3 protein-coding genes are annotated in these 15,353 nt (G+C 64.3%); all 3 read left to right on the plus strand.

From position 1 onward, the window contains the following. Nucleotides 1-2: 2 nt before the first annotated feature. Nucleotides 3-5,591 carry a family 78 glycoside hydrolase catalytic domain gene (locus tag ABD791_RS18485; protein ID WP_345069350.1) on the plus strand — a complete coding sequence of 1,863 codons (5,589 nt, stop codon included), beginning with the start codon at nucleotides 3-5 and terminating at the stop codon, nucleotides 5,589-5,591. Nucleotides 5,592-5,788: 197 nt separating this feature from the next. After that, nucleotides 5,789-12,961: a family 78 glycoside hydrolase catalytic domain gene (locus tag ABD791_RS18490; RefSeq protein ID WP_345069351.1), complete on the plus strand. Its 7,173-nt coding sequence runs from the start codon at nucleotides 5,789-5,791 to the stop codon at nucleotides 12,959-12,961. Nucleotides 12,962-13,315: 354 nt separating this feature from the next. Beyond that, a partial coding sequence (locus ABD791_RS18495) for a GDSL-type esterase/lipase family protein (protein WP_345069352.1) occupies nucleotides 13,316-15,353 on the plus strand: 2,038 nt, incomplete at its 3' end.

Genomic DNA, 15,353 nt, shown 5'->3' on the forward strand with positions numbered 1-15,353 from the left:
CGATGGCAGAGCAGTTCGCTCAACAAAGTTATTCACCCGGCAGTCGCCGCAGTCGCCCCAGCCTCAGTCGCCCCAACCCCGGTCGCCCCAATCTCCTCGGCCTCGCTGCCGGGGCGACGGTGTTCGCGCTTCTTGTCGGCGGCTTCGTCGGCGGCAGCGTGCCCGCTTTCGCCGCCGACACCACCCCGGCAACGATGTCGGTGTCTGGCCTGCGGGCCAATGGCCTCATCAACCCGCTCGGCACCACCGGAGAAGACCCGGTGTTCAGTTGGAAGAACAATTCGACCGGTCGAGGCGTCACGCAGGAGGCCTACGAGCTTCGCGTGGCACAGAGCGAGAGCGCGCTGGGAACAGACGACGTCTGGTCGTCGGGCAAGGTCGACTCGGCCGAGCAACTGAACGTCGTCTACGCCGGCCCCGATCTCGCGTCACAGACCCGCTATGTCTGGCAGGTGCGCACGTGGAACGACGAAGGCACCCCCTCTGACTGGAGTGGAGCGGCCTCGTTTGAGACGGCCATCCTGAACAACAGCGAGTGGACGGCTGACTGGATCAGCGGCGCCGGCGAGGCCGCGCAGTTGGCTCGGTGGAAGGACTACACCGCTTCGGTCGACTTCACGATGGACAGCTTGGTCATGGGCCTCTACGCTCGTGCCGCCGACATCAGCAACGCCTACATGTGGCAACTCAGCGTGGCCGATGGCAAACCGCGATTCCGCCCGCACAAGAAGATCAACGGCGGATTCTCCCTGCTGGAGAACAAAGACCTCTCGTCGTTCATCAGCTTGGATGCGCTCAAGACGGGAACGCACAACTTCTCGGTGACCTTCTCGGGCTCGACAATCATTTCAAAGCTCGATGGTGTTGAGATCGACCGTCGCACCGACACTTCCCTCACGCAGGGCTATATCGGTTTTCGCCAGTCGACGGCCATTGAAGGCCCCGAGAATGCCACCATCCACAAGGTCAACGTCACCTCGTCGACCGGCGAGGTGCTGCTTGACACCGACTTCAGCAACGGCTTGAACCCGTTCACGGGCGGCACCGTGACCGGTCGGGGCCTGGAGCTGAAGTCGCCCACCGAGGCGATTTTGAAGACCGTGAACCCGGAACCGCTGCTGCGCAAGGAGTTCTCTGTCGACAAGACCGTGACCAGCGCGCGCATCTACGCATCGGCACGCGGCGCCTACGAGTTGAGCCTGAACGGCGAGAGGGTCAGCGATGAGCTGATGGCGCCGGGCTGGACCGACTACAACAAGCGCATCAAGTTTCAGACCTACGACGTCACCGACATGGTGAACTCTGGCGAAGAGAACGTCTTCGGCGCCATGCTCGCTGACGGCTGGTACTCCGGCCACATCGCGAGCTTCGGCCAGAACAAGTACGGCACCAGCACCTCACTGATCGCCCAGCTGCGCCTCGACTATTCCGACGGCTCACACGAGTGGATCGAAACCGACAACAGTTGGAAGGCCGAGACCGGCCCGCTGGTCGAGTCCGACATGATCATGGGCGAGACCTACGACGCAGGCCTGGCGCGTGACGGCTGGAACGATACGGGCTTCGACGCGTCAACCTGGACCCCCGCGGTGGTGGCCGGCACGTCGGCAACGAACCTGCTCGAACCGCAGACAGACCAGCCGGTTCGGGTGACAGAAGAGCGCACTCCGATCAGCGTCACCGAGTCCGCGCCGAACACCTGGATCTACGACATGGGTCAGAACATGGTCGGTGTCGCCGAGCTGCAGCTCGACGGTGTCGCCGACTCGACCGCCACCATCCGCTACGGCGAAATGCTGAACCCCGACGGCACTCTCTACACCGCCAATCTGCGCAGTGCGAAGGCAACTGACCACTACACGTTCGCGACAACGGGCACCGAAACCTACACACCCAAGTTCACGTTCCACGGGTTCCGCTACCTGGAGATCACCGGCGTCTCGACTCCGCCGACGGTCGACCAGGTCACCGGTCACGTCTGGGGCAGCGACCTGCCTGTGACGGGCTCGCTGACCTCGTCGAGCGACATGCTGAACCAGCTGCAGAGCAACATCACCTGGGGTCAGCGCGGCAATTTTCTGTCGATCCCGACCGACACGCCTGCACGCGACGAGCGTCTCGGCTGGACGGGCGACATCAACGTGTTCGCCCCGACCGCAAACTACAACCAAGACACCTTGACGTTCCTCAGCAAGTGGCTGGGCGATCTGCGCGACAGCCAGGATGCCAACGGCGACCTTCCCGGAGTCTCGCCGACTCCCGGTTGCTGCGGTGGCGGCACCGGCTGGTCCGACGCCGGAATCACCGTTCCGTACTCGCTGTGGAGCACCTTTGGCGACACCCAGGTCATCACCGAGAACTACGACATGATGACGAAGTTTCTGGCATCGGTCGAGAGATCAGCGGGCACCGGCCTCATCCGTGAATCGGGTGGCTACGGCGACTGGCTGCACCTCGACGACGCAACCAACCCCCGACTGCTCGGCACGGCGTACTACTCGTATGTCGCGAATCAGCTGAGCGAGATGGCCGCGGCGATCGGCAAGACGGCGGATGCCGCGCGTTACGCCGAGCTGTCCACGCGAGTACGCGACGTGTTCGTCTCCACCTTCGTGGCGGCAGACGGAACCGTGCAGGGCAACAGTCAGACCGGCTACGCCATCGCCATCGGCATGGGCATGATTCCCGCCGATCGACTGCAGGCAGTGGGCGACAAGTACGTCGCGAAGCTCGCCTCGAGGGACTACCACCTGTCGACCGGCTTCTTGGGTACGCCATGGTTGCTGCCCGCACTGACCATGACCGGACACCAAGATGTCGCTTACCGCCTCCTGAACAACGACACCTATCCGTCGTGGGGCTACGAGGTCGCCTCCGGTGCCACCACGATGTGGGAGCGCTGGGATTCGCTGAAGCCCGACGGCACCTTCGGTGACGTGGGAATGAACTCCTTCAACCACTACGCCTACGGCGCAGTCGGTGACTGGATGTACAAGAACATCGGTGGTATCACGTCGACCGGTGCCGGCTACAAGACGTTCGAGATCTCCCCATCAATCGGGGGAGGGCTCACGCACGGCACGGGAACCTTCGCGTCGGTCTACGGCGACATCTCGTCGGCGTGGAAGACCACCGACACCGGGATGACGCTGGATGTCTCGGTTCCGGTGAACACGACGGCGACCGTGCGCATCCCCGCGCTCAACAGCTCGTCTGTTCTGGAGGGTGGCACGGCTCTGGCCGACTCGGCCGGGGTGAGCGTCGTCTCCGAGGCTGCCGGTGAGGTTGTTCTCGCTGTCGGTTCGGGAAACTACGCGTTCTCGAGTGACCCGGCGAACAGCGGCGTCGTGGTCGACGTGGTCGGCGCAGCCGACGCCCTTCCCGGTACCCCGGTGAACGGCATCGTTCGCGTCACCAACACCGGTTCCGCTGCAATCAAGGGACTGACGGCGGACCTCACGGTTTCCGGAAATCTCGCGATCGATCCCACCCTGGTTTCGCAGCCCACCTTGGCTGCGGGCGAGAGCGTTGATCTTCCGTTCACCATCGCTGTACCGGTGACCACGCCAGCCGGGCCGATCACCGTGACCGCGGATGTCAGCGCAATCGTCGGCGGGGAGGCTCGGCAGTTCCAGATTGTGAAGACAGTCACCACGGTACTGCCCGCGATCGCGTTCGATGCGATCACGACGGTTTCGAGCAGCGGAGACCCCAGCGAGGTGGCGACGGTCACCTCCACGGTGTCGAACGCTGCGGCATCCGCTGTCACCGGACACTTCGTGGTTGACGTGCCCGCCAGCTGGTCGACCCCCGCGCCGTCGCGCACGGTGACGGTCAAACCGGGCGGATCGGCAACCGCCGATGTGGTCGTGGCCATTCCGCGCGGGGTGACTGCCGGCGACAACACCCTGCCGGTTCGATTCGTGCACGATGCGAACACGCTGGCTACGTCGAGCACCACCGTCACCGTGACGTTGGCGACTCCTCCCGTCGCATTCACCGACCATGTTGACTTCGGTGACGGCGCTTCGGAGGCCGCTCACACGGTGAAGTCCTCCGGAAACGGTGGAACGACCCTCGAGGCGGGGCTGAGCCGTCGCTACTCGGGCATCGGCACTGTCGGTTCGTGGTTCTCCGCAGGCCTGAAGGTCGAGAAGGGCAAGCCCTTCTTGATTCGTGGAATCGAGACCTACGACATGGCGCAGCTGAAGTCCTACGACATCCTGGTCAACGGCCAGCTGGTCGACGAACGTCTCTACCAGCGCACCGCAGGTGGGACGGGACTCGTGACCTACCAGGTGCTGGTTGACGCGAAGTATGCGACAGCCGACACCGTGACAATTCAGTTCCGATTCAATGGAAAGGGCTCGCACGACCCGTCGCTGGCAGATGTCTGGACGATGCCGGTACCTGCAGACACCCTCGCGCCGAGCGTGTCTGCGACGACTGACCCGTCCGATCCGAACACGGCGACCGGCTGGTTCACGCAGTCGCCGGTCGGCGTCACCTTGCAGGCTCAGGACGATCGGGTGGGCGACCTCGCGATCGAGTACGCACTGGGTTCCGGAGCGATGACGGGCTATTCGTCGGCGATTTCACTTGCCGACGAGGGTGAGCACGCGCTGAAATACCGGGCGACCGATGTCGCGGGCAATGCCAGCGTCATCCAGAGCCTGCGGGTGAAGATCGACACCGTTGCTCCGGCCACCACGGCCACGCGCGGCGCCGAGTTCGACGGAGAGTCGGCCCGCACCAGCGGAACGATTCGCTTCAGTGCGACGGATGCCACGTCGGGTGTCGCCGAGACGCGTTACCGGGTGAACGGCGGAGAGTGGAAGACGGGCAAAGCGGTCACGGTCACCACCGCAGGTGCGTTCACCGTCGACTACGCCTCGACCGATGTCGCCGGAAACGTTGAGAAAAAACGGTCGATCACGGGCACGATCATCATCGTGCAGAAGTCGACGGTTCGCTTCGATTCGCAGGGCGGCAGCACGGTCGCCGCGGTGAGCGTGGACAACGGCACCGTGATCAAGGCGCCGAAGTCTCCGACGCGCACCGGCTATACCTTCGCGGGGTGGTACACGAAGGCCACCGGCGGCAGCAAGTGGAACTTCAGCGCCAAGGTGACGTCGAACGTCACCGCCTACGCGCACTGGACGGTGCAGAAGCGCACCGTGACGTTCAGTTCGCAGGGCGGCAGCAAGGTGGCCGCGGTGAGCACGAACTACAACACGGTGATCAAGGCGCCGAAGGCTCCGACGCGCACGGGTTACACCTTCGCGGGTTGGTACACGAAGGCGACCGGTGGCAGCAAGTGGAACTTCAGCGCCAAGGTGACGTCGAACGTCACCGCGTACGCCCACTGGACCGTGCAGAAGCGCACGGTCACGTTCAACGCACAGGGCGGCAGCAAGGTGGCCGCGGTGAGCACGAACTACAACACCGTGATCAAGGCGCCAAAGGCCCCGACGCGCAGCGGTTACACCTTCTCGGGTTGGTACACGAAGGCCACCGGTGGCAGCAAGTGGAACTTCACCAGCAAGGTGACGGCCAACGCCACCGCCTACGCGCACTGGGCGAAGAAGTAACCCACCGGAATCGGGCGGCCGCCTCGCGGAGAGGCGGCCGCTAACCCGGGGGATCACCCTGTGCGACTCCCGGTCTGAGATCTTCCGGCCGGGAGCCACGCCGCTCTTCTTCCGGTTGCGCCCCTCCACCTCCCTACCGTCTCGAACAACGACCACTCCGACTCTGCACCCTTGATCCTCCTTCGATTGGAAACCCCGTGTCAGACCCCTCCACCTCGCGTCGATCGTGGCGATCACGACTGCACTCCGTCATCGCGCTCACCGTTGGAGTTGGCCTGGTCGCCAGCGGCGCCGCGCTCGGCACGCTCCCGGCTGCTGCCGCTGAACCCGCCGCGGGCATCAGCCTTGCCGATCTCAAGGTTGAGAATCGTGTGGAACCGCTCGGCATCGACAGTGCGAAGCCCCGGTTCTCCTGGGTGACGTCGTCGACCGCGCGTGATGTGCAGCAAAGCTCCTACCGGCTGCGCGTCGCGAGCTCGGCGGCCGAATTGGCTACGGGCGACGTCTGGGACAGCGGGGCCGTTGCCACCGCCGAATCGGCGAGCATCGAATACGCCGGAGCTCCCCTCGAGGCTGCGACGACCTACTACTGGTCGGTGGATGTGCAGACCAGCGCGGGTGCGGCATCCGCCTCATCGACCTTCGCCACCGGCCTGCTCGCCGACGCCGACTGGGGGAGCAGCGCGTGGATCGGACGCGACCGGGTGCAGCAAAGCGCCGATGGCCTGACGATGAAGCTCGATGGCGCCTCCTGGATTCACCCGCCCTATGGCGGCGGAAACACTCCGCCCGGATACTTTCGGCAGAGCTTCACGCTTCCGCTGGACAAGACAATCGAGCGGGCAGAGTTCGTGATGGCCGGAGACCGCGGCTTCACCGCCAACCTCAACGGAAGCCAGATCGCAACCGGCAAGTCGGTCGATGACGCCTGGAAGAAAGCGACACGGGTTCAGGTGTTTCCGAATCCCGGCACAAACCTCCTGGCTGTCTACCTGAGCAACACCGCGAAGGCCTACGGCGCCGTCCTCGGCAAGTTGACGGTGCGTTTCACCGACGGCACGACGCAGGATGTCGTCACCGACGGCACCTGGTTGAGCAATAAGACCGCGAATACCGGTTGGCAGTCGAACGGCTATGACACGACCGGCTGGGTACCGGCCACCGCCCGCGCCATCTACGGTGGCGACCCCTGGGGCTCCCAGGTCACCGTGCCGCCCGCGGCCACCGCCGACAGTCGACTGAGCTTCGACACGGCATCCTGGATCATTCCGGCCATCGGAACCCCGAGCCTGCCGTCAAACCCTATTCCCTCGACCGTGTTCCGCAAGTCGCTCACCGTGTCGGCCACGAAGGAGATCGCCTGGGCGCAGCTCGCTGCCACCGGCGACCAGATCTTCACCGCCTATTGGAACGGCACGAAGGTTGCCTTCAATAGCGGGTTGAACAACGAATGGCAGACCGCCCGCGTCACGAACATTGACGCCGTCGCCGGTGAAAACGTGCTCGGCCTCGTTCTGAAGACGCCGGGCAACAGCGTGAACGGCGGAGTGCTTGCGACAGTGCGCGTCGGCTACACCGACGGCACCAGTGAGCAGATCATCACCAACAGCGGGTTCACAGCCCTGGCTACTGCTGAAGACCAGGCTCCGGCCGGGTGGAACATCGCCGGGTACACCGAAACCGCCGCCTGGAAGAACGCTCAGTCCAGCCTGCTCTACCGCAACGGCATCTATGGCGCACAGGTCACCATCCCCGAACTGTCCGCCAATGCCGACGCGCTCACTTTCGCCAACTCCGACTGGATCTGGACGCCGGAGGCCGGCGCCCCGGTCGCCCCCGGCGAGGACCGCGCCTTCCGCAAGCCCCTCGATTCGCCTGCGGGCAAACAGGCCAAGAAGGCCGAGATTTTCATCACCGCCGACGACTCCTATCAGCTGTGGATCAACGGGCGCCTGATCGCCCGCACCGAGGGCGCCAGCAACGAATGGCAGGGCTCGAAGCGCTACGTCGTCGACCTCGACGGCTCGAAGAACGTCATCGCCGTGCGCACCACCAACGGCGCCGGCTCTGCCGCCGGCCTGCTGATGGTGGGCCGGGTCAGCTACGACGACCTCTCGAGTACCGTCTTCACGACGGATGCGAGCTGGAAGGCATCCAAAACCATCACAGACGGTTTCGAGAAGCCCGGCTTCAACGACTCCGGCTGGGCCGCCGCTGCGGTGCAGGCTCGCTATGGATCGGGCCCGTGGGGCGGCGGAGTGCGTCTCCCGGTTGCGGCCCCGGCGGCAGCCCCGCTGATGCGCAAGGAATTCACTGTCGATCAGCAGGTCACCTCGGCCAAGATCTACACCGCGGCCGGCGGCTATGCCAACGTGAGCCTGAACGGCGCACCGATCAACGACGAGATGCTCTCGCCGGGCTTCACCGACTACGACGATCACGCGCAGTACACCGTGACCGACCTCACCAGTCAGCTCAAGCAGGGCGGCAATGCGCTCGGGATCGAACTCGGCCGTGGTTTCTACGGTCTGACCAACGGAAACGTCTGGAACTGGGAGAAGGCTCCGTTCCACGATGAGCCGGTCGCGAAGGCCGTGCTGCGCATCGAATACGCCGATGGCACGACGAAGGATGTCGTCACCGACGGCAGCTGGACCCTGCACGATGGGCCGACGGTGCTTGACGACCTCTATGGCGGCGAAACGTACGACGCCTCCCACGAGCAGACCGGCTTCGATACTGTCGGATTCGCGGACTCATCGTGGGACAAGGCAGCAGTCGTCGCCGGCCCGAAGGGCACGCTCGTCAACCAGAGTCAGCAGCCCATCCGGGTTACCGAAGAACTGCCGGCCGCCTCGGTCACCGAGGTCATCCCCGGCACTTATGTGGTGAAGTTTCCGCGCGTGCTCGCCGGAAACGTGCAGATCACGGCGACCGGCGACGCGGGAACGACCGTGCGCTACCAGTACGCCGAAAAGCTGCGCGCCAACGGCCGGTTGAATGCCGACAACAACGGCGGGTTCCAGAACGGATTCCAGACCGACCGGTTCATCCTGGCCGGCACCGGTGAGGCTGAAACCTGGGCTGCGAAGTTCTCATACAAGGGCTTCCAGTACATCGAGGTGAGCGGTTGGCCGGCAGGCAGTGTTCCGACGGTGGCGAACTTCACCGCGCAGGCGTTGCACACCGACACAGAGGAGACCGGATCGTTCGAGAGTGCGAACAGCACGATGAACGCCACTCACCGCGCCGTGGTCGACACTCTGCTCAACAACCTGCACGGCATCCCCACCGACACCCCCATGTTCGAGAAGAACGGGTGGACCGGTGACGCCGCCGTCGGCGCCGAAATGTTCATGATGAACCTCGACTCGCAGAACCTGTTCGCGAAGTGGATCGGCGACATCAACGACAGCCGTGACCCGATCACCGGCGCGCCCTACGTGATTGCGCCGAGCTCGGCGAACTGGGGCGACTGGGGCAAGAACCCGTCGTGGCACGCCGCCTACATCCAGGTGCCGTGGACGCTTTACCAGTACGGCGGGGACATCCGTGTCTTGCAGCAGTACTACGACGGAATGAAGCAGTACACCGACGCTGAGTTCGCTCGTTCACCGGGCGGCATCGCCGATGCCCGCCTGGGTGACTGGGTGAGTCCAGAGGCCAGCCCGGCCGGAGGCAACGCGCCTGAAGACGTGCACGTCAGTGCCACGGCTTTTCTCTACACAATGCTGAACACCATGGAGAAGACGGCGACACTGCTCGGCAAGCCGGGAGACGCCGAACACTTTGCCGGTCAGGCCAGCACGGTGAAGGACGCCTTCAACGCGGCGTTCCTCGACACGAAGAGTGGCTCGTACCGCGGTGCCGGTGACCGCGGTTACCGTCAGACCCACAACGTGCTCGCTCTTGCCTTCGGGATGACGCCAGACGCGGAGACGGCGACGCGGGTTGCCGCCAGCCTGGCTGCCGATGTGGTGGCCAAGGGCGACAAGCTCAACACCGGAACCCTGGGTACCAAGTACCTGCTGCCGATGCTCACCAAGTACGGCTACGCAGACCTGGCCTACCGGGTGGCCGTGCAGAAGGAGTACCCGAGCTGGGGCTACATGATCGAGAACGGTGCCACCTCAATGTGGGAGCACTGGTCGTTGGAGTCACGCTCGCTGGGGCACTACTTCCTCGGCACCGTCGACGACTGGTTCTACCACGACGTCGCCGGCATCCGCAGTTCGGAGACCACCGGCTACCGTGACGTGTCGATCGCCCCGCAGATCACCGATGAACTCGACTGGGCGAAGGCGACGACCAAGACGCCATTCGGCCCGGTCAGTGTTGATTGGAAGAAGACAGGCGACGCACTCAGCCTGAAAACGCATGTTCCGGTTGGCGCGACTGCGACAGTGACGCTGCCTGCTGTCAACAGCTGGGCTGTGTCGGAGGGCGGCAACGCGCTGACGGATGTCGCCGGCGTGCGGAGCGTGAGCGAGGACAGCGGAAACGTGCTGGTCACGATCGGCTCGGGTGACTACTCGTTCGACGTGAATCCCGGCGCCGGTGCCGTGGGCGCCGTGCTGCAAAGCATCGATGCCCTGACTGCGCAGATTGACGAGCAGCTCACGGCGAGAGAGCTGAACAACGCGCAGGCGTCGGCCGTCGCCGGTCTGGTTGCCGCGTCGCGGTCGCACGCCGCTGATGCGTTGACTCACCTCGTGAACGACGATGAAGATGCCGCTGCCCGCTCCCTCGCGAAGGCGATCGGCTCGCTCGACGCCGTCAACGAGTGGATTGCGGGAGAAACGCTGGGCGACGCAACGCGCGCGGCCCTCGGGTCAGCGGCGCAGGCCGCTCGTGTGGCGGCCGGCGCAACCGTGTCGACACTTCTCGGTGTGAGCACATCGGCAGCGCTGGTCAGCCCGGCATCCAAGCCGGGGGAGAAGGGCGCCGTCACGGCGACCGTCACCAACGGCGGACAAGGCACGATCTCGGATGTCGCCGCACGCCTCGATGGCGTTGGCGACGCGTGGTCGGCTTCGAAGGATCCCGTCGCCATCGCCGCCACCTTGGCAGCGGGCGCGACGAAGTCTGCCGCTCTCGAATTCGCGGTGCCGCTCGATCAGGTTCCGGGCGAGGTGGCGTCAACCGTCGCGTTCAGTTACCAGTTCGACGGCCAAACCATCGACCTGCAGCGCTCACTCGCGCTCGTGGTTGACTCGGCCGTCACGATCCAGAGCGCCGTGTTCGACCCGTCGACCGTGGCGCCCGGCCAGGCAAGCCAACTCACCGTCACGGTGAGCAACACCGGCTCGCAGGCCGCGGCAGGTCACCTTGAGGTGACGGCTCCGGACGGCTGGACGACTCCGCTGCCCACGGGTGACGTGCTCATTCCCGCGGCTTCGGATGCGGCGCTCACCGTGCCCGTCTTCGTACCGGTCGGTACGGACCGGGCGTCGCTGACGGCATCCGTCACGGCGCGCTTCGTCAACGACGGGGTCACCTTCGCACAGGCGACTGCCGAGCTCACAGTGGCGCTCGCTCCGGTCACCACGACGCCGGTCGGCTACGACCATGTCGACCTCGGAAACGCCACCGACGAGGCTGCGCACGGGCTCACTGCCTCGTCGTCGTCGGGGATCAACACCGAGGCGGGACTGACGCGTCGCTATGCCGGGCACCTCACCGACAACTCGTTCTTCGAGTTCAACGCGAAGGTCGAGGCGGGCAAGCCGTTTGTCATCCGGGCGATTGAGACCTACGACAGGGCGCAGACGAAGAAGTACAAGGTCTTCGTCAACGGCACGGAGGTCATTGAGCGAGTGTTCAGCCACACCGGTGGATTGGGCACTGAAACCTACGAGTTCCAGGTCGATGCGGCGCTCGCCGCCTCTGACACGGTGCGGATCAAGTTCCAGAACCTGACCGATCACGGTTTCTACGACCCGTCGATTGCCGACGTCTGGACGCTGCCGGTAGCGGCTGACACGGCCGCCCCTCAGGTGACCGCGACGGCAGATCCGTCGGTTCCGAACACGGCGACCGGCTGGTACACGCAGTCGCCGGTCGGCATCACTTTGCAGGCTCAGGACGATCGGGTGGGCGACCTCGCGATCGAGTACGCACTGGGTTCCGGGGCGATGACTGGCTATTCGTCGGCGATTTCACTTGCCGACGAGGGTGAGCACGCTCTGAAATACCGGGCGACCGATGTCGCGGGCAATGCCAGCGTCATCCAGAGCCTGCGGGTGAAAATCGACACCGTTGCTCCGGCCACCACGGCCACGCGCGGCGCCGAGTTCGACGGTGAGTCGGCCCGCACCAGCGGAACGATTCGCTTCGGTGCGACGGATGCCACGTCGGGCGTCGCCGAGACGCGCTACCGGGTGAACCGCGGAGAGTGGAAGACGGGCAAAGCGGTCACGGTCACCACCGCAGGTGCGTTCACCGTCGACTACGCCTCGACCGATGTCGCCGGAAACGTTGAGGCCGCGCGGTCGATCACGGGCACGATCATCATTCCCGATGTGCCGAAGTCGACGGTCAGCTTCGATTCGCAGGGCGGCAGCACGGTCGCCGCGGTGAGCGTGGACAACGGCACGGTGATCAAGGCGCCGAAGTCGCCGACGCGCACGGGTTACACCTTCGCGGGCTGGTACACGAAGGCCACGGGTGGCAGCAAGTGGAACTTCACGAACACAGTGACGGCCAACGTCACTGCGTACGCGCACTGGACGGTGCAGGAGCGCACGGTGACGTTCAACGCGCAGGGTGGCAGCAAGGTTGCCGCGGTGAGCACGGACTACAACACGGTGATCAAGGCGCCGAAGGCTCCGACGCGCACGGGTTACACCTTCGCGGGTTGGTACACGAAGGCGACCGGTGGCAGCAAGTGGAGCTTCACCGCCAAGGTGACGACGGATGCGACCGCGTACGCTCACTGGACGGTTCAGAAGCGCACGGTCACGTTCAACGCACAGGGCGGCAGCAAGGTTGCCGCGGTGAGCACGAACTACAACACGGTGATCAAGGCACCGAAGGCACCGACGCGCAGTGGCTACACCTTTGCGGGTTGGTACTCGAAGGCGACCGGTGGCAGCAAGTGGAACTTCGCCACCAAGGTGACGGCGAACGCCACCGCCTACGCCCACTGGGCGGTGCAGAAGCGCACGATTACGTTCAACGCGCAGGGCGGCAGCAAGGTAGCCGCGGTCAGCACGAACTACAACACCGTGATCAAGGCGCCGAAGGCACCCACGCGCAGCGGATATGTGTTCAAGGGTTGGTACACGAAGTCCACCGGCGGCACCGCCTGGAAGTTCACCGCCAAGGTGACGACCAACGCCACCGCCTACGCTCACTGGGCGAAGAAGTAACCCACCGGATCGGCGGCCGCCTCACCGGAGGCGGCCGTCCGATCCAACCCCGATCGGCTGGCTGGCACGCGTGTGATCACGGCAACGCTTGGTGAGGTTTTCACGGGGCAACAAATGGTTTCCGCAGAGGTTGCAGGCAGTCAAAACATTTGCTTGCGCCGGGTGGCGGGCATCAATAGAATGACCACCAGCTCCGTGAAACGATTCAATCTATTCTGACCCAAACATGGCGAGTGTTTGGTTCGGTTCGGTTCACACTTCATGTCGTCTGCAGATACGGGAACTCATCCCAGCAGACGAATCCCACCCACGAAGCGACGAGTCGTTCACTCCATCAATGACGATAGGAATGCAATGCGCGACAAACCTCACTCCGTTTTGCGGCAGATATCCTCGGCAGCACTCTCTCTGGCACTCGTTGGCGGGCTCTTCGCGCTCGGCAGTGCGCCCGCTTCCGCAGCGCCCGCCTCCGCTGCGACGACCGTCCCGGCGTCCAGCGCGGTGACCGCGGTGGCTGCGGCTCCCGACGGGTGGTTGAGCTCCTGGGCGCAATCGCAGGACCGGGTATCGGGCATCACATTCACGAATGTGACCTTCCGCATGATTACTCACCTGAGCCAGGGTGGTGACCAGCTTCGCATCCGTCTCCAAAATCAGTATGGGGCGGGTCCGATCACGGTCAACGCATCGTCCATTGCCCTCACCTCAAAAGGCATGGCGACCGTCGCAGGAACCCACCGTGCGCTGGCGTTCGCCGGTCAGTCCAGCGTGACCATCCCGAAGGGCGGCGAGGTCTGGAGCGACTCCGTTGCGCTTGAGACGAAGGCGCAAGATGACATCGCGGTGAGCATGTTCGTGCAAGGCCCCATGATCCCGAGCCTGCACAGCTATCCCTATATCAACAACTATTCCACCGTCGACGGCGCGGGCAACACGACCACGGACGAATCCGGCTCCCCGTTCACCCGAGAATTGCCGTACACCTACCTGGTGAGCGCGGTCGACGTGCACAACACCGAGCTGGATGGCACCATCGTTGCCTACGGCAGCTCAGTCGTCGACGGCGAAGGCAGCCAGAACTGTGGAATGGGCTGCAGCGCATTGGGTACCAATCGCCGTTGGTCGGATGAGCTGGCCAGGCGCATCAACAGCGAACTCCCCGCTGATGCGCAGGTCGCCATTGCCAACGCCGGAATCGGCGGAACGACCGCCTCGCCCGCCTGCTCGGGTGGAGGCAATGACGGTATCAACCGTTTGGATCGCGACGTGCTCGCGCTTCACGGTGTAACCGCGGTGATCTATTACTACGGAACGAACGATCTGTCGAATAACTGCACAGCAACATCCATCATCGACAGCTATAAGAACGTCTTCCAGCGTCTGAGGGCCGCCGGAATCAAGATCTACGTCACGCCGATCACTCCGCGGCCCTCGTACACAGAACCGCAGAACGTCGTGCGAAGCGCCGTCAATAGCTTTGTCAGGACCGACGGCAACTGCTCCGGTACTTGTGACGCGATCCTTGACTTCGACGCGGTGCTCAAAGACCCAACGAATGCGAACTCCATCTATCCTCCCTACAACACTGGCGACAACACGCACGCAAACGTTGCGGGCCAGCAGGCGATCGCGAACAGCATCTCGCTGCCGCTGCTCGCGTCATCCGGCCTACCGGCGGGGGCGCCGTTGCCGGTGCTGAAGAACCTGTCGAAGTACGACTTCGAAGACGGATTCCAAGGCTGGAGGGCCGGTTCGAACGTGGGGTCCGTCGGCTGGATCAGCACTTTCGCCAACGGCCCGAAAGCGCCGTTTGCCGGAAAGCGCGTCATGGACGCCAACTCGCTCGACGTGCACGCGAACCTGCTGAGGACGATATTCGTCACACCACCGGAGCCGTTGGATGCCAGCGCTCACACAGAACTGGTCGCGCATATCGATTCGCACGGCGGAATCACCGCAACCGGCTACGAGGCAGTCATCACACTGACCGGTGCGGGTGGAGACGTTCTCACCAGGTCCTTCCCGATGGCGGCAGATGCGTGGAACACAATCAGGCTCGATGTGTCCGGATGGGCCGCACGCAGTGCGGTCAGCAAGATTGAGATCGGTTTCCACGCGCTGGGCGTGACGGGCCCGGGTAACTGGATACCGCATTTCCAGATTGACGACGTCGCCTGGAACGCTGCTCCGGTGATCACCTCGGGTGACCCTGGTGCGGGCACGGTTGGCTCGGCATATGCGTTCACGGTTGCCGCTTCGGGTAACCCGGCGCCGACGTTCTCGGTGACGGCGGGGGCTTTGCCTGCTGGGTTGAGCCTGGATGCGACGACGGGTGTAATTTCGGGTACTCCGACGTCGGCTGAGTCGGCGACGTTCACGGTCACGGCGAGTA

Source organism: Glaciibacter kafniensis (genome assembly GCF_039538945.1).
Lineage (GTDB): Bacteria > Actinomycetota > Actinomycetes > Actinomycetales > Microbacteriaceae > Cryobacterium > Cryobacterium kafniensis.

Coding starts and splice junctions, on each gene's coding strand:
- ABD791_RS18485 (WP_345069350.1), top strand. CDS start 3: ATGGCAGAGCAGTTCGCTCAACAAAGTTATTCACCCGGCAGTCGCCGC.